Annotated in this window: 25 protein-coding genes and 2 tRNA genes; 9 read left to right on the top strand and 18 right to left on the bottom strand. The window is 40.6% G+C overall.

Annotation, left to right across the window (positions count from 1 at the left end):
- Positions 1 to 183 precede the first annotated feature (183 nt).
- Complete coding sequence (locus tag ACNO7B_RS03055) at positions 184 to 558, top strand: carboxymuconolactone decarboxylase family protein (protein WP_045034410.1); 375 nt, start codon at positions 184 to 186, stop codon at positions 556 to 558.
- Between the two features lie 218 nt (positions 559 to 776).
- On the opposite strand, the gene ACNO7B_RS03050 is transcribed toward ACNO7B_RS03055, so the two are convergent.
- Together ACNO7B_RS03050 and ACNO7B_RS03045 are read right to left on the bottom strand one after the other, a co-directional pair.
- Complete coding sequence (locus ACNO7B_RS03050) at positions 777 to 1,826, bottom strand: hypothetical protein (RefSeq protein ID WP_417901153.1); 1,050 nt, start codon at positions 1,824 to 1,826, stop codon at positions 777 to 779.
- A gap of 73 nt (positions 1,827 to 1,899) precedes the next feature.
- Positions 1,900 to 2,268, bottom strand: coding sequence for an RlpA-like double-psi beta-barrel domain-containing protein (locus tag ACNO7B_RS03045; RefSeq protein WP_003213878.1), 369 nt, complete (start codon positions 2,266 to 2,268; stop codon positions 1,900 to 1,902).
- 210 nt (positions 2,269 to 2,478) lie between these two features.
- Between ACNO7B_RS03045 and ACNO7B_RS03040 the strand changes: the two genes are divergently transcribed.
- The 3 genes from ACNO7B_RS03040 to ACNO7B_RS03030 all read left to right on the top strand — a co-directional run bounded on the left by ACNO7B_RS03040 (position 2,479) and on the right by ACNO7B_RS03030 (position 4,431).
- Positions 2,479 to 3,153, top strand: coding sequence for a hypothetical protein (locus tag ACNO7B_RS03040; protein ID WP_417901152.1), 675 nt, complete (start codon positions 2,479 to 2,481; stop codon positions 3,151 to 3,153).
- A gap of 321 nt (positions 3,154 to 3,474) precedes the next feature.
- A complete protein-coding gene (locus tag ACNO7B_RS03035) occupies positions 3,475 to 3,942 on the top strand; it encodes a hypothetical protein (protein WP_417901151.1) in 468 nt (155 codons plus the stop codon).
- Between the two features lie 138 nt (positions 3,943 to 4,080).
- Positions 4,081 to 4,431, top strand: a complete 351-nt coding sequence (locus ACNO7B_RS03030) for a DUF4064 domain-containing protein (protein ID WP_008344359.1) — start codon at positions 4,081 to 4,083, stop codon at positions 4,429 to 4,431.
- 46 nt (positions 4,432 to 4,477) lie between these two features.
- Here ACNO7B_RS03030 and ACNO7B_RS03025 read toward each other — a convergent pair whose 3' ends face one another.
- Positions 4,478 to 4,903 carry a hypothetical protein gene (locus tag ACNO7B_RS03025; protein ID WP_417901150.1) on the bottom strand — a complete coding sequence of 142 codons (426 nt, stop codon included), beginning with the start codon at positions 4,901 to 4,903 and terminating at the stop codon, positions 4,478 to 4,480.
- Positions 4,904 to 5,108: 205 nt separating this feature from the next.
- Here ACNO7B_RS03025 and ACNO7B_RS03020 point away from each other — a divergent pair, with 205 nt between their 5' ends.
- Positions 5,109 to 5,987, top strand: coding sequence for a D-alanyl-D-alanine carboxypeptidase family protein (locus tag ACNO7B_RS03020; RefSeq protein WP_417901149.1), 879 nt, complete (start codon positions 5,109 to 5,111; stop codon positions 5,985 to 5,987).
- A gap of 35 nt (positions 5,988 to 6,022) precedes the next feature.
- Here the strand turns inward: ACNO7B_RS03020 and ACNO7B_RS03015 are convergent, their stop codons facing one another.
- The 4 genes from ACNO7B_RS03015 to groES all read right to left on the bottom strand — a co-directional run bounded on the left by ACNO7B_RS03015 (position 6,023) and on the right by groES (position 9,468).
- Entirely contained in the window at positions 6,023 to 6,634 is a 612-nt protein-coding gene (locus ACNO7B_RS03015) for an FMN-binding negative transcriptional regulator (protein ID WP_417901148.1), read from the bottom strand.
- 22 nt (positions 6,635 to 6,656) lie between these two features.
- The gene (locus tag ACNO7B_RS03010; RefSeq protein ID WP_417901147.1) at positions 6,657 to 7,109 is read right to left on the bottom strand and encodes a MarR family winged helix-turn-helix transcriptional regulator; all 453 of its coding nucleotides are present in this window, start codon (positions 7,107 to 7,109) and stop codon (positions 6,657 to 6,659) included.
- 374 nt (positions 7,110 to 7,483) lie between these two features.
- Positions 7,484 to 9,127 (bottom strand): chaperonin GroEL, encoded by a 1,644-nt coding sequence (groL, locus tag ACNO7B_RS03005; RefSeq protein WP_417901146.1) that lies wholly within the window; start codon positions 9,125 to 9,127, stop codon positions 7,484 to 7,486.
- Between the two features lie 56 nt (positions 9,128 to 9,183).
- A complete protein-coding gene (gene groES / locus ACNO7B_RS03000; protein WP_003214120.1) occupies positions 9,184 to 9,468 on the bottom strand; it encodes a co-chaperone GroES in 285 nt (94 codons plus the stop codon).
- A gap of 230 nt (positions 9,469 to 9,698) precedes the next feature.
- Here groES and ACNO7B_RS02995 point away from each other — a divergent pair, with 230 nt between their 5' ends.
- From ACNO7B_RS02995 to ACNO7B_RS02985, 3 genes are read left to right on the top strand one after another with little or no spacing between them, the layout of a single operon-like run.
- Entirely contained in the window at positions 9,699 to 10,433 is a 735-nt protein-coding gene (locus tag ACNO7B_RS02995; protein WP_417901145.1) for a CPBP family intramembrane glutamic endopeptidase, read from the top strand.
- Positions 10,430 to 10,624, top strand: a complete 195-nt coding sequence (locus ACNO7B_RS02990; RefSeq protein WP_017366710.1) for a YdiK family protein — start codon at positions 10,430 to 10,432, stop codon at positions 10,622 to 10,624. The genes ACNO7B_RS02995 and ACNO7B_RS02990 overlap by 4 nt, the downstream gene beginning before the upstream one ends.
- A gap of 57 nt (positions 10,625 to 10,681) precedes the next feature.
- Positions 10,682 to 11,308: an NUDIX hydrolase gene (locus ACNO7B_RS02985; RefSeq protein WP_144626128.1), complete on the top strand. Its 627-nt coding sequence runs from the start codon at positions 10,682 to 10,684 to the stop codon at positions 11,306 to 11,308.
- A 39-nt stretch (positions 11,309 to 11,347) separates the two neighbouring features.
- Here ACNO7B_RS02985 and tatC read toward each other — a convergent pair whose 3' ends face one another.
- Genes tatC through moaC form a run of 4 tightly spaced genes read right to left on the bottom strand, consistent with a single transcriptional unit; the run spans position 11,348 to position 13,486 of the window.
- Positions 11,348 to 12,112: a twin-arginine translocase subunit TatC gene (gene tatC / locus ACNO7B_RS02980; protein WP_241511764.1), complete on the bottom strand. Its 765-nt coding sequence runs from the start codon at positions 12,110 to 12,112 to the stop codon at positions 11,348 to 11,350.
- Positions 12,113 to 12,118: 6 nt separating this feature from the next.
- Positions 12,119 to 12,298, bottom strand: coding sequence for a twin-arginine translocase TatA/TatE family subunit (locus ACNO7B_RS02975; RefSeq protein WP_012009077.1), 180 nt, complete (start codon positions 12,296 to 12,298; stop codon positions 12,119 to 12,121).
- 27 nt (positions 12,299 to 12,325) lie between these two features.
- Positions 12,326 to 12,979 (bottom strand): redox-sensing transcriptional repressor Rex, encoded by a 654-nt coding sequence (locus ACNO7B_RS02970; RefSeq protein WP_008355687.1) that lies wholly within the window; start codon positions 12,977 to 12,979, stop codon positions 12,326 to 12,328.
- A gap of 15 nt (positions 12,980 to 12,994) precedes the next feature.
- The gene (gene moaC / locus ACNO7B_RS02965; RefSeq protein ID WP_026050052.1) at positions 12,995 to 13,486 is read right to left on the bottom strand and encodes a cyclic pyranopterin monophosphate synthase MoaC; all 492 of its coding nucleotides are present in this window, start codon (positions 13,484 to 13,486) and stop codon (positions 12,995 to 12,997) included.
- Between the two features lie 138 nt (positions 13,487 to 13,624).
- On the opposite strand from moaC, the gene ACNO7B_RS02960 reads away from it, so the two are divergent.
- Positions 13,625 to 15,547: an ABC-F family ATP-binding cassette domain-containing protein gene (locus ACNO7B_RS02960; protein WP_417901144.1), complete on the top strand. Its 1,923-nt coding sequence runs from the start codon at positions 13,625 to 13,627 to the stop codon at positions 15,545 to 15,547.
- 268 nt (positions 15,548 to 15,815) lie between these two features.
- On the opposite strand, the gene tsaD is transcribed toward ACNO7B_RS02960, so the two are convergent.
- The 7 genes from tsaD to ACNO7B_RS02925 all read right to left on the bottom strand — a co-directional run bounded on the left by tsaD (position 15,816) and on the right by ACNO7B_RS02925 (position 19,908).
- The gene (gene tsaD, locus ACNO7B_RS02955; protein ID WP_417901143.1) at positions 15,816 to 16,844 is read right to left on the bottom strand and encodes a tRNA (adenosine(37)-N6)-threonylcarbamoyltransferase complex transferase subunit TsaD; all 1,029 of its coding nucleotides are present in this window, start codon (positions 16,842 to 16,844) and stop codon (positions 15,816 to 15,818) included.
- On the bottom strand, positions 16,837 to 17,265 hold the full coding sequence (rimI, locus tag ACNO7B_RS02950; RefSeq protein ID WP_008344382.1) for a ribosomal protein S18-alanine N-acetyltransferase: 429 nt from the start codon (positions 17,263 to 17,265) through the stop codon (positions 16,837 to 16,839). The genes tsaD and rimI overlap by 8 nt, the downstream gene beginning before the upstream one ends.
- Before the next feature lie 25 nt (positions 17,266 to 17,290).
- Complete coding sequence (gene tsaB, locus ACNO7B_RS02945; RefSeq protein WP_417901142.1) at positions 17,291 to 17,980, bottom strand: tRNA (adenosine(37)-N6)-threonylcarbamoyltransferase complex dimerization subunit type 1 TsaB; 690 nt, start codon at positions 17,978 to 17,980, stop codon at positions 17,291 to 17,293.
- Positions 17,961 to 18,437 (bottom strand): tRNA (adenosine(37)-N6)-threonylcarbamoyltransferase complex ATPase subunit type 1 TsaE, encoded by a 477-nt coding sequence (tsaE, locus tag ACNO7B_RS02940; protein WP_007496038.1) that lies wholly within the window; start codon positions 18,435 to 18,437, stop codon positions 17,961 to 17,963. Before tsaE ends, tsaB begins: the two co-directional genes overlap by 20 nt.
- Positions 18,438 to 18,449: 12 nt before the next feature.
- Positions 18,450 to 19,427: a thiamine-phosphate kinase gene (thiL, locus tag ACNO7B_RS02935; RefSeq protein ID WP_148780503.1), complete on the bottom strand. Its 978-nt coding sequence runs from the start codon at positions 19,425 to 19,427 to the stop codon at positions 18,450 to 18,452.
- 278 nt (positions 19,428 to 19,705) lie between these two features.
- Positions 19,706 to 19,782: transfer RNA gene (locus ACNO7B_RS02930), tRNA-Asp, on the bottom strand.
- Positions 19,783 to 19,831: 49 nt separating this feature from the next.
- Positions 19,832 to 19,908: transfer RNA gene (locus tag ACNO7B_RS02925), tRNA-Met, on the bottom strand.
- Positions 19,909 to 19,923 lie beyond the last annotated feature (15 nt).

Below are 19,923 nucleotides of genomic sequence, written 5' to 3'. Positions count from 1 at the left end.
ATCTCCATGAGAAAAAACGAACAATGTATCGCATGAATGGCATTTTTTTGAACATTCCACACTTAAAAAGTTGACGAAGTAAACCGATAATACTACTATATACCCATTACCTCTATCAAAAGGCACTTAAGAAACCAAGCACGAACAAATAGAAAATCGTCATAAAAAACGGAGGAGTTCAATTTGAATGAAGAAAAAGAGACTTGCCAGGTCAAGCAAGAAACAGTGGCAGGTAACAGGGAGAAGCTTTCAATTCATGAAAACGAGAGCATTCGATCAAACATTGAACAACTAACAATTGAACTCGGTGAACAAAAAGAATTCAATCACTTCATATTAGATGAAAAACAGAAGACCATCAGCACATTATCGGCTCTCATTGCAAAAGGTGATTGTGATGAAGAGTTAAAAGCTCATTTTGTACAAGCATTACATATCGGGCTCTCTGTTATAGAGATTATGGAGATCATTAAGCACTGTACAAAGGTTGCAGGATTCCCTCATTCCATTAATGCCTTGTTTATTTTTCAAAACTTACTAGATGAAAACAATAAATAAATAAGAGAAAACGAGAAGTCTTCTGTCCTCTCGTTTTTTTATTTCCACTTACTTTACACTCTTACGCTGATTCTGTCACAGTAGCAAAATATCAAAATACCACTCATTTCCTTGCTTAAAAAGTGATGTTCATTTCACAAATCCGCATTTTTCACCGACACATTCCATGAACAAATAAAAAAACGTCCAGTTATATGAAATAACTGAACGCGCACCTTTTACCGATTGACAGTGAAATTGTTAACAATCCCGCCTGCTTTCTCCCAAGCGGTTTCTACTGTTTTCTTCTTAATATCATATTCAAAAATGGTTCTGACCTTCGCCTTTCGTCCTGTGTCATCCTTTAATTCCTTTGCGTTCTTTGCAACACCTAAGAAATAAACAGATGTACCATCCGCAGAAAATTGTGGCTGGGCAGCACTTAAAATACGCACATCTTGGCTGTTTTTAACAAGTGTCTTTGTTTTTCCTGTATCTACATCCATCACCTTAATAGATGATACTTCTTTTTCATTTCGAACCTTCACTTCTGTATAAATGAGTTTTTTATGATCTGGTGAAAAAGAAATATCATTGATGGTTTGAGAAATACGTGCAATTCGCTTTCCCTTCTCACCTGTTTGTAGGGTAATCTTCATGGTCGTTGGTTCAGGATCCATTCCTTTTTCATTTGCCTCATCCGTCTTTTTATAATCCTCTTTTAACGAATAATGCTGAATGGCCAACAGATTTGATGCTGGATCATAAGCAAAAGAACTCACCGTATCATCATCACTTTTTTCTGGATATAACACTTTCACTTTCTGTGTTTTCAAATCAAAAGATGCTACATAAAATTGCTCACCTGAATCCTTGTTATACCTTAAATATAACTGTTTTCCGTCACCAGAAAGTCTCATACTGTCGATTGAATCGTTACTCGTAAAGAGCGTTTTTTCTTTATCCGTTTTCACATTTAATTCCCGTATACTTACTTTTTGTGTGTCTTCATCTGTATACGTGTAGTATAAAAGCTGTTTCGCCTGATCATAAGCAATTGAAGGATATGCTGTCAGTTTCTCTGTATGAAGCGCCTTGTCATGCAAGTAATAAGTATTGTTTAACTTTTGATCCGTAAATGAAACAAGCAATTCGTCTTTTGCATCTTGATTTGTTTTCACTTTTCCTGCATGTTTTGCCTCTTGCCCCGGCTTCATCATGAAGAAGATGACGGCCGCAATCACTGCGACTCCAATCACTGTGATGATCCACCATGTTGATTTTTTCATTGATTTTCAGACCCTCTCCACAAGAAAAGAAGCCAGAAAATGAACTTTTCCCGCTTCTTTGCATGCCTATGTATTAATAAGTGTAATGCCCTTTGACGACACCTTTACTTGTTTTATACCCAAGTGCTTTGAATGCTTTCGGACTTACGTCTAATACTGCGTTTGGCATTCTACCTACATCATATTTATATACTGTAATCACTTTATGTGGTTTCGCTTTTGTTGTCACTCTTAGTTTTGTACCTTTTTTCGGTACGTCAAATCCCATTTTCGTTGCTGCATCCCAATGACCGAGTTTTTTTCCATCTGCGCCTTTTTTACCGACACCATTATACCATGTAATATTGCCGCTTACTTTTTTTGCACTTGCTCCATGTGAGAAACTAAACGCTAAAAATAAACTAGCTACTGTTACGATTGTCGCGATAAGCTTTTTATTCATTAAAAAATCCTCCGTATTTGGTTTCTGACCCTATTATACATGAAGATGCACCCAGTTATTTTACAGTCACATTACAATTCGAATACAAGTTGACCACTTAATGACCGATTTTGTTCATAAATTTCACCAAAAACAGCCAGAACATTGTCAGTAGATCCCTCCCTTTCGTTTTATATAATAGAAATGAATCAAATATAAGGAGGAATTTTCATGAAAAAGTGGTTCATCGTTTTGAGTGTAAGTTTGATCTTCGTTTTGATGCTTTCAAGTATTCCTGCCTCTGCGGCTGGTCCTCGTCACGGCGCCATCGTGACACAAACGGATGAAGCCAAATGGTCAGGTATCTCGGCTGATATTGTGCTGCCAAAAACAGCCACTATTAAAAATGGCTATGCCGACTGGTATCTTGGTCTCGGTTCTGCCGTTGTTGAAAGCGGGATTTCAAAAACATCTTCTGGCTATAAGGTATTCCTGGGCACCGGCTCCCAAGGCGGCAGTCAATATTGGAACAGCGAATACGATTCAAGTATTAAAGATGGTGCACGTGTCAACTTAAAGCTCATCAACAACGGTGATGGCACAGTGTCACTATACGTCAACGGAAAACTGCGTTATAAACAGCCTGTTTTCAATCCTAGTCGTCTGAAAGACCTCGATGTCGTCAAAATGGTTCATGGCGTACAAGATAATGGAAAAAATAGCTACTCGCAAGCAAGTTTCTCTAATGTACAGCTTCGCGCAAATACAGCTGGAAGTGTCTATAAAAAATGGGACGGCACCGTCAAATCATCTCTTTTACGCAAAAATCTAGAATCAGGTGCTCCGACTCCAAAATTCACGGTCATTTCGTCTATCCCACTTAGTACAACCCTTTCAGCACAATAAAGCACGAGCACCCAACTTTGGGTGCTTCAAAATTGCTGACAAAGAGCTAAAATAATTTTATTTTAGCTCTTTGTCTTCTTTTCAGCGTGCAAGAAAACCTTTGCAGTCTAGGAAGGGCGAGCACCGGCGCGGAGCGAATTTGACATTCGTGAGCACCGGCGCGCAGGCCTGACACCGAATGCGAGGGTTTGTCTACACGCTGGAGCACCCAACTTTGGGTGCTTTTGATTGTTCACAGCTTATCAACACTTCTCTTTTAATCAAAACATCAATTCGTGGTAACATAAGCATACATACTTTGAAGAACAAAGGAGAAAGAACGTGAGAAAAAGTCTACTTGTTTTCATGAGTCTTGTTGCAACCTTCTCTATCCTAGCAGCTTGCTCAAATACGGCAAAAGAAGAAAAAACAGAATCTACGGCACTTCCAACGATTAATGAACGCATTCAAAATGAAACGAAAGAGGTCATGGAGCAGTCTAAGCTCGTAAAAGACACAGCGATCACCGTTGATCAAAAGAAAAAAGTCATTTCCTTAAACGTGACGGCTTCATCTGAGACCAATAGTGATTACGCTGAAGTCATTGGTTTGAACTATGCCAAAACACTAGCTATTGGTGCATCCACTGAAAAGAAAAACAACCTGCATAAACCGGAAAATGACAGCCTCGGCGCCCTCTACTCCTTTTATGACCTAAACATTACCGTGAAACAGGAAAATGGAAAAATACTGGCAAAAGGGAAGAAAACATCAAATGAAACAAAGATTACCTGGGAGAGAGCCCAGTAATTGGACAAGAAAATTCTTTATGGATTTTCTTGTTTTTTTTAACAAAACTATTAACATTGTGAAAAGAATGCCGATGAGTAAGATTGTGTTGGTTCTTAAGTACCAATAATTCTTATTTACATATCGGAGGAAAGTACCATGAAAAGAACAACGGAATTTGTTTTAGGCTTAATTGGAGGTATTTTTGGATTTTTCGGTGCAATGTTTGCCATTGCCTTTGGAGGACTCGATGCCGCATTTAGTGAATCAGGTACGAGTCAAATCACAGGATTAGGCTGGGCAGCGATGCTTTTCTCTATTCTTGCGATTGTGGCATCTGTTATCGTGAAGAAAAAAGCAAAGCTTGGCGGGATTTTATTATTAGTATCTGCTGTTGGTGGTATTATTTCTATTTCTATGTTCTTTATCCTTCCAGCTGTATTAATCCTCATCGCAGGATGCATGGGTGTGTTTAGAAAAGAGCCTGTCAAAACAGTTCCTGCTGAATAACGTTCACATAAAAGAAGCTTGTAGAGGATCGCTCTACAAGCTTCTTTTATTGTATATTTTCATTAAAATCTTCTCTTATGATATCAATCAGCGTGTCAATATCCGAGTGAGCTCTAGATGCTAATCGTACCAGCAAATGATCGATATCCTCATACAAATGACGATCTTTCAACATATACTTCCCATAATACGGAATGACAAAGAAATAGAGCAAATCAGCTACTTCTAGTGCAACGTCATCACCAACTTCATTCTTTAGCGCCTCCCCAACACATTGGATCAGCCAATTCAAATCTTCTTTCTTTTCAATCGGAACGTACATCAGCTGATGAATACGGTCCGTATCTCCCGTTTGTAAAATCTGCTCCGCTACTCCCTTTGATAGAGCACCAATCTCTTTAGAAGATATATTAAGAACCGCGAATTCATTCTCTGATCTGTCTTGATCCATTTGCAGTACGTTTTGGTCCATCTCGACTCACTCCCCGTTCTCAGATACTTTTATTATAAGGAATTCAGCTAATTTTTTATGGAAATAGTGGATTTTTTATGTAATTTTAAACAAAAAAAAGAACCTAATGATATGATTCAATCTCAATTGGCATAAAAAAACCATTGCACTTTATTTCAATCTATCTCAATATATGTATGTTAGTAGATTGAAAGGGATGAGAGAAATGAAGATGAAACACCCGTGGATCAAAGGAATTATTGTCAGTGTGGTTCTCGTACTTGGGCTTGGAATCTTTCCTGTCCAGCTGCCCTTTTTACACATGACTTATGCGACACCAGTCGCAAAAGCAGCTACACCGAAATACGTGACAACAGCGAATGTTCATCTTCGCAAGGGACCTGGAACAAAATATTCAGTGATATTGACCATTCCAAAAGGGAAAAGGATTCCTTATCTTAAAAAGAATGGTTCATGGATTCAAACAAAGTATAAAGGAAAAACGGGTTACGTCAGCTCTCAATATATCAAAAAAGCAGGCAAAAGCTCACCAGCTTCATATGCTGCTCCTTCCACTAAAACGCCAGGTACGTATGTAAAAGGGATATTGGTTGTGAATAAGAAACATAGACTCCCGTCTTCATACAATCCCGGAGAAAACAAACAAGCGAGAAAAGCTGTCAACGCTATGACAGCAAAAGCCAAAAAAGCAAACATTCGACATACCGCTTTTAGCACCTTCCGTTCATACGACCGTCAGCGTGTCTTGTACAACAATTACGTCGCCTCTCATGGCAAAAAACAAGCAGATCGATTTAGCGCAAGACCAGGCTATTCCGAACATCAAACCGGCCTTGCTTTTGATATCGGCGGTGCCAATTCAAAACATTGGGCTGAAGATTCTTTTGCCAATACGAAAGAAGCGAAATGGCTGGCCAAACACGCCCATGAATTTGGCTTTATCATCCGCTATCCGAAAGGTAAAGAAAAAGTGACAGGCTATCAATATGAACCATGGCACCTCAGATACCTCGGATCAAAAAATGCGAAAAAAGTGAAAAAGAGCGGCAAAACCCTTGAAGAATATTTGAACATAAAAGGATAACAACAAAAGCACTCTTTTTCTTCAGAGTGCTTTTTTCATATATTCTCTTCTCTCTTTTTCATCGCAGCCGCCATTTCCACTTCACCCTCTGCTTCAAGCTGTTCAATAATACGAGCATAATCTCTTTCATGGCGATTTTGGCTTAACTTAAAAGCAGCTTGAACTTCATCAATGATGATTTTGAAGCCCACAATCCCTTTCATTTGTTTCTCTAGCAGTTCCTCAGACAACGTATCCCACAGCACTGGCTGATCTCTATGACTTTCATATGTCTCCAGCATCGCTGTTAATTCCTTGACCAGTTCTGATTTTTCGAGCAGTGCAGCCTTTCCATATACATGTACAGCTTGATAATTCCACGTCGGTACGGCTTCTTTCTCATACCATGAAGAGGATATGTAGGCATGCGGCCCTTGAAAAATGACGAGCACCTCCTCATTTTCTTCAAACGTTTTCCACTGAGGATTCCCAATCGCCATATGCCCTGAGACCACATACGAATCGCCAATTTGATGAAAACTCACTGGAATATGGGTCGCAATGGGCTTTTCATTCGTTGTCGTCACAACTGTAGCAAATGAATGTGATTGAATAAATGATTTGATTTTCTCCATATCTTTCACTTGAAAAAATGATGGTATATGCATGTTCCCTTCCCCCCTTATTTAATTAGTAGCTTCTCTTTTTGCCTTTTTTCACATCTTCCCAATCTTTTTCGATATTCTTTCGCACCCTCAAAAGATACTGATAAATCTGTTCCGCTTCCTCTTCAGAAAACCCATCCAGCGCTACCCGATTTGAATGATCATGTTCTCGTTTGATCATTGGATAGACGACTTTCCCTTTCTCAGTTGGAAACAGCTTCTTGATTTTTTTATTCACTGAGTCATCTTTCTTCTGAATAAAACCATGCAGCTCTAATTTTTGAATAGCCCGGGCAGCCGTTGTTCGATCTACCTTGATCATCTCCGCTAGTTTTTCCTGAATGATGCCAGGCTCCTCACAAATATGCACAAGATACAAATACTGCCCCTTCGTTAAATCATACTCTTTAAATTCAATATTACTAATGGAATCAAGCGCGCGAGCAATCACGCCGATCTCCCGCAAAATTTCTCTCATTTATCACGCCTCTTTTTTATTGTATTTACATAAATTTTAAAAATTAGTATAGCTCATGAATATTGTATATGCAATAAAAAACCCACTTCCTCTCTGGAAGTGGGTTCAACCTCTTATTTATCACGACTCTTCGATCCAAACAATCCAAACACGACAGCCAGTGCAACAATAATCGCCACCCAAGTCGTAAAGCCCATATGATCACCGCTTTTCTTTTTAAAATCATCTCATCTCTTTATGTTAGATAAAACCAAAAAATCACTGTCTCTTTAGTTAACGGATGTAAAACGGTGAAAGTTTCAATTCATTTAACACTCTTAACCAAAAAATAGACAAAACAAAAACCCCTATATTTCAAGGGGTTTTCGGGGGTGTTACATCATGCCACCCATTCCGCCCATTCCGCCCATTCCGCCCATATCCGGCATTCCGCCGCCTGAGCCGCCTTCTTCTGGTTTGTCAGCTACGACTGCTTCAGTTGTAAGAAGCATAGCTGCTACAGAAGCTGCGTTTTGAAGTGCAGAGCGAGTGACTTTTGTTGGGTCAACGATTCCTTTTTCGATCATGTTTACCCATTCGTTTGTTGCTGCGTTAAAGCCTACGCCAATTTCTTCGTTTTTCAAGCGCTCAACGATGACTGATCCTTCAAGACCTGCGTTGTGAGCGATTTGACGAATTGGCTCTTCAAGAGAACGTAGAACGATGTTCACACCTGTTTGAACGTCACCATCAGCTTCGATGGAAGCGACTTTGTTGTATACATTCACAAGTGCTGTACCACCACCGGATACGATACCTTCTTCAACTGCTGCACGAGTTGAGTTCAGTGCATCCTCGATGCGTAGTTTACGTTCTTTTAGTTCTGTTTCAGTTGCAGCACCAACTTTGATGACAGCAACGCCGCCAGCTAGTTTTGCAAGACGTTCTTGTAATTTTTCTTTATCGAATTCAGAAGTTGTTTCTTCTACTTGCGCACGGATTTGGTTCACGCGTGCTGCGATTTGAGCAGAATCTCCTGAGCCTTCTACGATCGTTGTGTTCTCTTTTGTGACAACCACTTTAGACGCACGGCCAAGCTGACCAATTTCAGTTGATTTCAGGTCAAGTCCTAGGTCTTCTGTGATTAATTCTCCGCCAGTTAGAACAGAGATGTCTTCAAGCATTGCTTTACGACGGTCACCGAATCCAGGTGCTTTTACTGCCACTGCGTTGAATGTTCCACGAAGTTTGTTCACAACAAGTGTTGCAAGTGCTTCGCCTTCTACATCTTCAGCAATGATCAATAATGGTTTTCCTTGTTGTACGACTTGCTCAAGTACAGGAAGGATTTCTTGAATGTTTGTGATCTTTTTATCAGTGATTAAGATGTAAGGATTTTCAAGAACCGCTTCCATCTTATCAGAATCAGTTACCATGTATGGTGAAGCATAACCACGGTCAAACTGCATTCCTTCAACCACTTCAAGCTCAGTTGTGAAACCTTTAGATTCTTCAATTGTGATGACGCCGTCGTTTCCTACACGCTCCATCGCTTCAGCAATTAGGCTACCGACTTCTTCATCTGCTGCAGAAATAGACGCAACTTGAGCAATTGATTCTTTACCTTCGATTGGTTTAGAAATCTCATGCAAGCCTTCAAGTGCTACTTTCACTGCTTCTTCGATTCCTTTACGAACACCAACAGGGTTTGCACCAGCTGTTACGTTTTTAAGACCTTCACGGATCATCGCTTGAGCTAGAACCGTTGCAGTAGTAGTACCGTCACCAGCTACATCGTTTGTTTTGCTTGCAACTTCAGCCACAAGTTTTGCACCCATGTTTTCAAATGCATCTTCTAATTCGATTTCTTTTGCAATCGTTACACCATCATTTGTGATAAGTGGAGAACCGAATTTTTTCTCAAGAACCACGTTACGTCCTTTAGGTCCTAAAGTTACTTTTACAGCATCTGCAAGTGCATCTACACCACGTAACATCGCACGACGTGCTTCTTCACTGAACTTAATATCTTTTGCCATAATAACGAAACCTCCTCAGTCTTTTTAGGAATATATCTCAATCTTTGTTTATGTGATTAACCAATAACAGCTAAAATGTCGCTTTCACGAAGGATTAAATATTCTTTTCCTTCATATTTCACTTCAGTACCTGCATATTTTGAGAAGATAATGCGGTCGCCTGTGTTTACTTCTAACGCAACGCGCTCACCACTTTCAAGTACACGACCTGAACCTGCTGCAACAATTTTACCTTCTTGCGGTTTTTCTTTTGCAGAATCCGGTAAGACAATACCGCTAGCGGTTTTTTCCTCAGATTCAACGAGTTCAATGATTACGCGATCGCCTAATGGCTTTAACATAAGAAACAACCTCCTCAATTTTTATATGTAGTCTTTTTTTAGCACTCATCACTAGTGAGTGCTAACACATTTATTATAATAAAGAATGTCTTCTGTAATTTCAAGTAAAAACCTTTAAAAATTTTTACGCTTTCATGATCTTTTTTTATCACCGATTCTTTCCTTTTCAACGAAAAAGAAGACTTGTGTTACAATAAATCTAGTTCTTTTAGTAAAGGGGTTTTCGTTACTTGAAAAAACAATATTGGTACATCATCTTAACGTATATATTGGTGCAGGTTTCTGCGATTCCTTATGTGTTCATTATGAAATGGTTAGGTTACATTCAGACACCGATGACACAAGCAGAGCTCTCCAAATTGTCAGGAACATGGACAATCATCAGCTTCTGTATTGGACTAATCATTATTCTGCTCATCCTTCGGACTGTACCAAAAGCTTCACTTCGAAATGAAGCACCGGCTTCAGTCGGCGTGGCAATCGCTTGGATCATTGGCGGTTTCTTTCTTTCCCTCTTTGCACAATCCATTGCGGGGGCGATTGAACAATATGCATTTGGCATTAGCCGAGAATCCGAAAATACTCAAAACATTTTAGCCATTATGGATGCAGTTCCATGGCTTGTCATCGTCATCGCTCTGATTGGACCGATATTAGAAGAAATCATTTTCCGAAAAATCATTTTTGGTGTCGTTTATGAAAAAACGAATTTTTTCATTGGCGCACTTGTCAGTTCAGTGGTTTTTGCTGCTGTACACAATGATTTCCCACATATCTTGCTCTATACCGCAATGGGCTTTACATTCGCCTTTTTATATGCGAAAACAAAACGAATCATTGTGCCAATCGGCGCACACATGCTGATGAACTCGCTCGTCATTCTTGTGCAGATTGAGCCAGTAAGAAAAATAATTGAAGAACAATCTCAAACAATGCAAATGATTATTGGAGGCTTTTTCTCATGAGAAACCCTGTCGTATGGGGCATTATTTATTTTGCCGTAGGTGTGGCGTTCACCTATATGGCCATTCAAAATCCAGGTGACATGTGGTCATTTTACAGCATTTTGCTGATGGTGTTTGCGGCCTATAATATTAATATCGCGTTAAAAATGTTTGCTTTTTCTGTCAAAATGAAAAAACAACAGCAAAAATAAACCAAAAACCATTTTCCAAACAGCGGAAAATGGTTTTTTTATGGAGGTCATGTTTTCATGGAACACGAAAAACTGAACATCATGAACAATCAGCATGAAACGATTGGTACAGCCGCTCGATCTGATATCCATGCTGAGGGCCTTTGGCATGAAACCTTTCATTTCTGGCTTTTAAAAAAGGAAGATGACACAGTGTTTCTCTATTTTCAGCTGAGGAGTCCCGCCAAAAAGGATTTCCCATCTCTATTTGATATCACAGCAGCAGGCCACCTTCTCGCAGATGAACAGCCTTCTGATGGCATCAGAGAAGTCGAAGAAGAGCTTGGTCTCTCCATCTCGTTTGAGAACCTTACCTTTGCTGGTGTCATTAAAGATGAAATCCATATGCCATCGTTTACCGATCGTGAGTTTTGCCATGTGTATCTTTATATGGATCAAAAAGAGCACATGGATGTCCATCTACAGAAAGAAGAAGTTGCTGGACTTTATAGAGCAAGGCTGATGGATGCACAGCAGCTTTTAAATAGAGAATGCGAAAAAATGAACATCGAGGGCTTTGAAGTGGATGCAGATGGCAAGCGACGTGAGGAAAAGAGAGAGGTCCGTATACATGATTTTGTCCCGCATGAACCTGCCTATTACGAGCATCTCTTTCAAGCAATTAATCAATTTCTTTCACAATAGAAAAAGCATCGTGACCCCTATTTGGATCACGATGCTTTTTTATGAGACAACATCATTTTCTTTCTCCTCTGTCTCTGTTTGCTGCATTTTGCGATAGGTCACTCTTGAAATGACAATACTCACTTCATACAAAACGAGCATTGGCAAGGTAACCATGAGGTGAGAAACGAGCTCTGGCGGTGTAATCAGTGCGGCAATGACAAGGAGGACAAAATAGGCATACTTCCGTATTTTTGATAAAAACATCGGTGTAATGATACCCAGTCTAGTGAGAAACATCAACACGACAGGCATCTGAAACAAAAAGCCAAATGGAAGTGTTAACTGCATCAGAAATGTAAAATACTCATGAATCCCAATCACTTGCTCCACATGTAAATCATTTGACATCCGTATCATAAAATCGACGACAAATGGAAACAAAATAAAATAAGAGAAAGCCACACCGCTCAAAAATAAAAGCAGTGCAATCGGAATATAAGCAAGTGTCACCTTTCTTTCTTTTTCATATAAGCCAGGACTCACAAACGCCCAAAGCTGATATAAAATTACGGGACACGTCAAAACAAGAGCAATGACAAAAGCGAACTGCATAAACACGTACAGTGGATCTGTGAGCTTAAATGCATTCAATGTCAGTGTGGCCGCTTCATCGGTATTTTGTAAATACACAATGACCGGCTTAGCGAGAAAAAAACCTGCCACCATAAAGGCAACAAAAAACATCGCAATGATCACTAAACGTTTTCGCAGTTCCACAATGTGCTCCATAAGCGGCATATCTTTGACATTCATGAAGCTCATCCTATTCTACTGATCTTCTTTTTTCTTATTTTCTTCCTGATCATCAGCTAAACCTTTTGTGGCATTTTTAAATTCACGTAATGTATCTCCTGCTGCTCTTCCTAATTGAGGAAGCTTTTTCGGCCCAAATATAATGAGCGCAACAATCGCAATCAGAACCAAACTTCCAGGACCAATCGGACCCATTTGCTCCACCCCCTTTACCCCTTTTCGTCAGTCCTCCTGTGTAACAGAGTAATGCTTTAAGAAATACACAAGAGACTGAAGTTCAACCGCCAAATCTATATGATGAATTCGAATGTGTTCCGGCACATTCAATCGAGCCGGCGTAAAGTTAAGGATTCCTTTGATGCCAAGGGCAATCAAACGATCTGTAATGGATTGAGCTGCTACGGCAGGCACTGTCAAAATCGCAACAGGAATATCTCCTACCTCTTGCACATGCTCTTCAAGCTTATCCAAATCATAGACAGGCACGCCGCCTATCTCACTTCCTATTTTACTCTCATTGACGTCAAAAGCCATTGAAATTTTTGTATTATTATTTTTAATGAAATTATAGTGTAAAAAAGCAGTCCCTAAATTCCCGACACCGATAAGCATGACATTCGTCATTTCATCTTGGTCAAGGGTCTTTCTAAAGAAGGTCAAGAGGTAATCGACATTATAGCCATACCCTTTCTTCCCAAGTGCACCAAAGTAAGAAAAATCTCGGCGAATGGTGGCAGAATCCACTTTAACTGCATCACTAAGCTCTGCCGATGACACCCTTTGTTTTCCTGATGCATGCAGATTTTTTAAAAAACGGTAGTAAAGCGGCAAACGTTTGGCTGTCGCTTGTGGAATTTTTGACTGGTCTATATTCATATAAGATCCTCCAACTTAAATATCAGATGCTCTGTGAAAATCACCGTTTTTCCCGCCTGTTTTTTCTACTAGATAGGTCGGGCCGATGATCATCCCTTTGTCTATTGCTTTGCACATGTCATAAACGGTCAGTGCACATACTGAGGCAGAAGTGAGCGCTTCCATCTCCACACCCGTACTTCCTTTTGTTTTCACCTGTACTTGTATGTTCAGAATGTACGCATTTCCGTCTTCCTCCCAATCAAAGGAGATATCGACACCTTTTAATGCAAGCGGATGACACATTGGAATGATGCTGGACGTTTGCTTTGCTGCCATGATGCCAGCTACCTGTGCGACAGACAGCACATCCCCTTTTCCAATGTCATGCTTTTGTATTTGATGAAATACTTCTTTTATCATACGAACGCTTGAAACAGCAACGGCAGTTCTCACTGTAGACGATTTGTCACTAATGTCGACCATCTTTGCTCTTCCTTGTTCGTTAAAGTGGCTAAATTGACTCATCTTTCAACGCTCCCTCACTCAAATCATACACTATTTTTTCCTATCTGTCTTTCATTTGACCATGGCAGCCGTATGTAAGATTTGCCGGTTTACTGCTGATAAGCTACACTTAACATATTATAGCAGAGGTGAAGTTACATGATGATTCTACAAGTGAATCAGCTGTCCAAATCGTTTGGCGCTGATACCGTTTTAACGAATATAAAATTAGAAGTCAAAGCGAGGGATCGTATTGCCATTGTCGGTCGTAACGGTGCAGGAAAATCCACGCTTTTAAAAATCATTGCCGGTCAAATGTCTTACGAACAAGGTGAGATCATCAAACCGAAAGACCTATCCATTGGATATCTAGCACAGCATACAGATGTGACGTCTACACGTACGCTAAAAGACGAACTACTATCCGTTTTCGATCATTTAAAAGAAATGGAACAAGAGATGAGAACCATAGAAGAGAAAATGGCTTCTTCCACAGGAACAGAATTAGATTCTCTAATGAAAACCTATGACAGGCTGCAGCAAGCATTTAAAGATCAAGGCGGCTACCAATATGAAGCGGATGTCCGCTCCATTTTACACGGACTCGGCTTTAGTCATTTTGAAGACCATACAACCGTCCAATCCTTAAGCGGCGGTCAGAAAACCCGTCTAGCGCTTGGAAAGCTATTATTGATGAAACCAGAACTCTTGATTTTGGATGAGCCAACCAACCATCTAGATATTGATACCTTATCATGGCTTGAGCAGTATTTGCAAAATTATACAGGAGCCATTCTCATCGTTTCCCATGACCGATACTTCTTAGACAAAGTCGTGAACCATGTATATGAAGTGTCAAGAACAGCGATGAAAAAGTTCGCAGGGAACTATAGTAAGTATCTTGACCAAAAAGCTGAGCAGCTAGAGCGTGATATGAAGCTGTATGAAAAACAACAAGAAGAAATTTCGAAGCTTCAAGATTTCGTGGATCGCAACTTAGCAAGAGCATCCACCACAAAGCGTGCTCAAAGTAGACGGAAACAGCTGGAACGGATGGATCGTTTAGATAAGCCGTTAGGAGATGAAAAATCCGCCAACTTCCATTTCGATATTATGAGGCAAAGCGGAAATGACGTGCTGAAGGTGCATGATCTCGATATTAGTTACGATAAAAAAACGCCGCTCCTCTCCTCCCTCTCTTTTCATATTAAACGGGAGGATAGCGTGGCACTCATCGGTCCTAACGGTATCGGGAAATCAACTCTTTTAAAAACCTTAACGGATACGTTAAAACCAGTAAAAGGCGATATCAGCTTTGGTTCTCATGTGACGATTGGCTACTATGATCAGGAACAAGCCAAGCTGACATCCTCCAAAAAAGTGTTAAATGAACTTTGGGATGATTATCCCCATATGACTGAAAAAGACATTCGGACTTGTTTAGGAAACTTCCTTTTTTCAGGTGATGACGTCTTAAAGCCTGTACATGCATTAAGCGGTGGAGAAAAAGCACGACTTGCACTGGCAAAGCTGATGCTCCAAAAAGCCAATTTCCTCATTCTCGATGAACCGACGAACCATCTTGATTTAGACAGTAAGGAAATTTTAGAGAATGCACTGATTGATTATCCAGGCACCATCTTGTTTGTTTCGCATGACCGTTACTTTATCAATCGCTTGGCAACAAAAGTACTTGAGCTTTCGCCAGATGAAACAAAAGAATACCTCGGTGACTACGACTACTATCTTGAAAAGAAAAACGAACAATTAGAGCTTGAAGCACTCCAAACTCAGGAGTCGCATAAAAAACAAGCAGAAAAACCAGTAGAAACAGCAAAACTTTCCTATGCAGAAGAGAAAGAACTCAAAAAGAAAGAAAGACAAAAGCAGCGCCGAATTGAAGAAATTGAAGAGCGTATCGCTGTCATAGAAGACAAGCTCGGTGAAAACGAAGAGCTTCTATGTGATCCTGCTATTTTCCAAGATCACGAGAAAGTACAAGCCATTCAAACAGAAAATGATGCGCTCAATCAAGAGATGGAATCACTTTTTGCGGAATGGGAAGATCTATCAGATGCATAAAGAGTGCCCTAACGGGTGCTCTTTTTTTAAGGAGAGAATCTTTATCCACAACGATACCCACAATAACATCTTGATTATTCTTAAATATTTTAAAGTTATCCACTTTATCCACAGCATTTTAATCACATATCCACATAAAAGATCACATTTATACACATTCTCTTCATTTTAAAACGAATTTTCTAACAATTGTGGATATATAACGTTTACATGTGAATAAATCGCTTTCATTTCATTAGAAAAAACTCCTGTATATCCACAGGAGTTCTTATTCATAGGAGACAAGCGGCAGGCCAGGTTGACCGTTCATTGCCATGTCGCCTCTTATTCCCTTCTCAAATGCAATGGTTCCCGCAGCAGCAATCATGGCTGCATTGTCTGTACAAAGAGACAATGGCGGAATCATGACATTCACTTCAGGTAGCTTCGCAAATGCTGAAGTAAGGGCTTCTCTAAGACCTTTATTGGCAGCAACCCCGCCAGCTAGAACGACTTGTTTCACACCATACGCTTCAGCCGCTTTTAAGGTCTTTCCAACCAGCACCTCAATCACGCTTTCTTGGAAACTTGCAGCCAAATCCTCTGGCGCAATGGTTTCACCCTTTTGAGACGCATTGTGTAGTGTGTTGATGACCGCTGATTTTAAACCGCTGAAGCTAAAATGATAAGACCCTTCTTCAAGCCATGCTCGAGGAAGCTTAATCGTTGGCTCCCCTTCATGTGCCAATCGATCAATGTGAGGTCCCCCTGGATATGGCAGACCCATTGTCCGAGCTACTTTGTCATACGCTTCTCCAGCCGCATCATCCAACGTTTCACCAATGACCTCAAAAGACCCATGCTCTTTCATCAAAACAAGCTCAGTATGCCCACCAGAGACGACTAGAGCTAAACAAGGAAACACCAGTTCACCAACGAGCTGGTTCGCATAAATGTGTCCAGCAATATGATGAACACCAACAAGCGGAATTTGATGTGCAAAACTCAATGCTTTGGCTGCATTGACACCTATCAAAAGTGCACCAACTAAGCCCGGTCCTTCTGTCACAGCAATGGCGTCTACATCCTGAAAGGTCATATTGGCCTGCGTCATGACTTCTTCTAATACGATCGTCATTTGTTCCACATGATGCCTTGAAGCGATTTCTGGTACCACGCCGCCAAATCGTTTATGGCTTTCTATTTGTGAGGCGACAACATTCGCTACGATCTCTTTCCCATTTTTCACAATGGACGCAGCTGTTTCGTCACAGCTGGTTTCTATACCTAATATGAATCGATCTTTTTTTTCACTCATTTATCTTCACCCACATGACTAATGCATCTTCCCCGTTATCCGTATAATAATTCTTTCGAATAGAAGCTGGTTTAAAACCTAGCTTTTCATAAAGGGATTGTGCTGGCGTATTTGATACCCGCACTTCTAGTGAAAGATGATCTGTCTTTTTTTCTTTGCAAAATTCCATGACATATCGAAGCAGCGCTTCCCCGTATCCTTTTCCCCGGTGCTCAGGGAGAATCGCAATATTCGTAATTTGTGCATCATCCATGACAATCCAAACACCGCAATACCCAACAGGCTGACCATCTTCTTCAATGAGGAAATAATGGCTGTATTGGTTATGGAGAATTTCATAGACAAACGACTCTTTTTTCCAAGGCGCTGTAAACGAATGCACTTCAATCGTATATACCTCTGGGATGTCCTCTACTGTCATTCTTCGCATCTCTACTGTGTTGAGATTATTTTTGTCCTTCAAGCCATTTCACTTCCGCTTCTGCCAAACGAATATAATTAGGAACAAGCTGATGGACATCTTCAGCAGGGCGGTCTGCCCCCAAAAATGCGAGCACTGAAGGTCTTGGGTTGTGAAATGCCTCGTCTGCGATCACAGCAGTTTCTCCAAGTATGGAGAGAACATTCTCTTGATGAAGATGCACATCATGTCCAAGAAATAAAACAGGGTTCCCTTCCTTTTTCAGCTCTTGAAGCCAATCAGTGAGCAGGATATTTTGATCAGGTTTCGCTTCTTTTATCTCTCCACCTTCAAATGTATATAACCCTGTATAAACTTGTCCTCTTCTTGCATCAAATATAGGAGAAATCATTCCATCAAAATATCGAGCATTTGCCGCCAGCGTTTCTAAACTTGAAACAGCAGCTATCGGGATAGACAACGTCCAAGCAAGTGTTTTTGCAATGGTCACACCGATTCTAACGCCAGTGTAAGAACCGGGTCCTTTGGCTACAACAATTTTGCTTAATTCGTTCGGTGCTACGCCGCATTCTTTCATCAGTGCTTCAACTGTCGGCATTGCACGTACTGAATGATTCTTCTTTAAGTACGTAATACTTTCCCCAACCACAGTGTCATCACGGACAAGAGCTATTCCGAGTGTATGGTTTGACGTATCAATTGCCAGTATGGTCAATGTCTTTCATCTCCTTACAAAGGGCCTCATAGCGCTCCCCTTTTGCATAAAACGTGAGATGACGTTCTTCTTCACGTTCTGTTCTCAGCATTTCAATTTTTAAATACGATGAAGGCAATTGAGGTTCAATGAGATGTGCCCATTCAACCAAACATACACCTTCCCCCTCAAAATATTCGCCCAGTCCAATATCTTCTTCCGCATCTTCCATACGATACACATCCATATGATAAAGTGGCAGTCTGCCATCCGTATATTCTTTAATAATTGTAAAAGTAGGGCTGTTGACGATACGGGTAATACCTAAGCCTTCTGCAAAACCTTTTGAAAAAGTCGTTTTACCTGCGCCTAAGTCTCCTTCTAATGTTAAGACATCGCCGGGCATCACAAGTGTAGCCAAGGCAGCAGCAATTCGTTTCGTCTCATCCGCACCTTTTGTTGTCCACGTTAACTTCATGGTGGAGTCACCTCATTTCTTAAAATGATTATATCCTTTTTTCATTAAAATTGTTTGTTGATCATGGTCTTTTAAAATAACGCTGGACGCTCGATCATCTTTGACTTGTCCAATACGCGTGATCTGAATGTGTTCTTTTTTACATTTCATCTCAAATCGCTTCCAATCCGTTTCAGGGATCGTACCAGTTAAGACAAAATCCTCTCCACCGAACAAGACCCATTCAAGCCACTCTTTATGTAACAACGGTAGATGTGGATGTTTTGGGAGCTGATCAGCTTCAATTTCAATCGTCACACGACTGGCTTCCGCTATTTCGTTTAACTCACTCGCTAATCCGTCACTCACATCATTCAAGGTCACTCGGGGGAAGCTTGAACAAATAAGGCCAGCAGCAATATGCGGCTGCGGCATTTTGTGTCGCTCTAGAAAAAAAGCAGTATCAATCGAATGTGCAGCATTTACTTCATTCATTAAAAGGGATAGCCCAGCAGCTGATGAACCTAGTTCACCTGTGACAAAGACAACGTCTCCTGTCTGAGCACTATGACGGTAACAGGCTGATCCCTTTGGAATCTCACCAATGACCGTTACTGTGATGACAAAGTCACTGCGGGTGGCTACTGTATCTCCACCGATTAAATCCATATGATATCTGTCAGCCAATGCTTTCATTCCCTCGTAAAAAGCTGCGACAATTGCTTCATCCCCATGAGGCGGGATCGCGATTGATACAAGATAATACTTAGGGGTTCCTCCCATGGCTGCAATATCACTGATATTCACTGCCAGCGCTTTAAATCCAACCTCAAAGGGTGTGGAAAAATCAAATCGAAAATGGACATGCTCTACCATTGTATCAACACAAACGACCTCTTCACAATGTGAATGAGGTTGATAAACACTAGCATCATCACCGATGCCCATGACCAAAGAACGCTGATGCGTTTCTTTTGGTGTAATTCGGCGAATAAGATCAAATTCATCCATAAAAGACAGCCCCTTCATACAATCAACTGATTGAGCAAACATGATGTCAGACACAGTTAGTATTAGTGTAGCGAATATGAGCCTCGGTTCCAACTAAAAACGATATAAAGAAAGCCTGGTATAAAAAAACCAGGCGTTGTTTGTTGAAGTCATGATCTTTTCTTATCACATTTAGTGTAGCCAAACACAAGGAGTTTCATTGCATCTAGGATACCTATTGAAAGAAAAAGACATAAAAAAAAACGAAACTATACGTTTTCGTTTACAAGTCATAAAAATGGCGGTCCGGACGGGACTCGAACCCGCGACCTCCTGCGTGACAGGCAGGCATTCTAACCAACTGAACTACCGGACCATTTTGGCTGTACTCAGTGAGTACTCCCTATTTAATAGGTAAAATAATTTGGTTGCGGGGGCAGGATTTGAACCTGCGACCTTCGGGTTATGAGCCCGACGAGCTACCGAACTGCTCCACCCCGCGACGATATAAAATGAC

This window comes from Bacillus sp. AK25, assembly GCF_048270685.1.
In the GTDB taxonomy this organism is placed as follows: Bacteria; Bacillota; Bacilli; order Bacillales; family Bacillaceae; genus Bacillus; species Bacillus altitudinis.
The sequence above is the reverse complement of the archived record's forward strand: the minus strand, read 5'-3'. Positions and strand labels throughout refer to the sequence as shown.

What these genes read in the sequence shown, in the direction of transcription:
- ACNO7B_RS03010 (WP_417901147.1), bottom strand. Translation starts at nt 7,109, where the DNA reads ATGAGAGAAATTTTGCGGGAGATCGGCGTGATTGCTCGCGCGCTTGAT.
- groL (WP_417901146.1), bottom strand. Translation starts at nt 9,127, where the DNA reads ATGGCAAAAGATATTAAGTTCAGTGAAGAAGCACGTCGTGCGATGTTA.
- tsaE (WP_007496038.1), bottom strand. Translation starts at nt 18,437, where the DNA reads ATGAAGTTAACGTGGACAACAAAAGGTGCGGATGAGACGAAACGAATT.
- ACNO7B_RS03015 (WP_417901148.1), bottom strand. Translation starts at nt 6,634, where the DNA reads ATGCATATACCATCATTTTTTCAAGTGAAAGATATGGAGAAAATCAAA.
- ACNO7B_RS03045 (WP_003213878.1), bottom strand. Translation starts at nt 2,268, where the DNA reads ATGAATAAAAAGCTTATCGCGACAATCGTAACAGTAGCTAGTTTATTT.
- tsaD (WP_417901143.1), bottom strand. Translation starts at nt 16,844, where the DNA reads ATGAGTGAAAAAAAAGATCGATTCATATTAGGTATAGAAACCAGCTGT.
- rimI (WP_008344382.1), bottom strand. Translation starts at nt 17,265, where the DNA reads ATGACAGTAGAGGACATCCCAGAGGTATATACGATTGAAGTGCATTCG.
- ACNO7B_RS03050 (WP_417901153.1), bottom strand. Translation starts at nt 1,826, where the DNA reads ATGAAAAAATCAACATGGTGGATCATCACAGTGATTGGAGTCGCAGTG.
- groES (WP_003214120.1), bottom strand. Translation starts at nt 9,468, where the DNA reads ATGTTAAAGCCATTAGGCGATCGCGTAATCATTGAACTCGTTGAATCT.
- ACNO7B_RS02985 (WP_144626128.1), top strand. Translation starts at nt 10,682, where the DNA reads ATGGAACACGAAAAACTGAACATCATGAACAATCAGCATGAAACGATT.
- ACNO7B_RS03025 (WP_417901150.1), bottom strand. Translation starts at nt 4,903, where the DNA reads ATGGACCAAAACGTACTGCAAATGGATCAAGACAGATCAGAGAATGAA.
- thiL (WP_148780503.1), bottom strand. Translation starts at nt 19,427, where the DNA reads ATGGATGAATTTGATCTTATTCGCCGAATTACACCAAAAGAAACGCAT.
- ACNO7B_RS02960 (WP_417901144.1), top strand. Translation starts at nt 13,625, where the DNA reads ATGATGATTCTACAAGTGAATCAGCTGTCCAAATCGTTTGGCGCTGAT.
- ACNO7B_RS03020 (WP_417901149.1), top strand. Translation starts at nt 5,109, where the DNA reads ATGAAGATGAAACACCCGTGGATCAAAGGAATTATTGTCAGTGTGGTT.
- ACNO7B_RS02970 (WP_008355687.1), bottom strand. Translation starts at nt 12,979, where the DNA reads ATGAATATAGACCAGTCAAAAATTCCACAAGCGACAGCCAAACGTTTG.
- ACNO7B_RS03030 (WP_008344359.1), top strand. Translation starts at nt 4,081, where the DNA reads ATGAAAAGAACAACGGAATTTGTTTTAGGCTTAATTGGAGGTATTTTT.
- tatC (WP_241511764.1), bottom strand. Translation starts at nt 12,112, where the DNA reads ATGAGCTTCATGAATGTCAAAGATATGCCGCTTATGGAGCACATTGTG.
- ACNO7B_RS03040 (WP_417901152.1), top strand. Translation starts at nt 2,479, where the DNA reads ATGAAAAAGTGGTTCATCGTTTTGAGTGTAAGTTTGATCTTCGTTTTG.
- ACNO7B_RS02990 (WP_017366710.1), top strand. Translation starts at nt 10,430, where the DNA reads ATGAGAAACCCTGTCGTATGGGGCATTATTTATTTTGCCGTAGGTGTG.
- moaC (WP_026050052.1), bottom strand. Translation starts at nt 13,486, where the DNA reads ATGAGTCAATTTAGCCACTTTAACGAACAAGGAAGAGCAAAGATGGTC.
- ACNO7B_RS02975 (WP_012009077.1), bottom strand. Translation starts at nt 12,298, where the DNA reads ATGGGTCCGATTGGTCCTGGAAGTTTGGTTCTGATTGCGATTGTTGCG.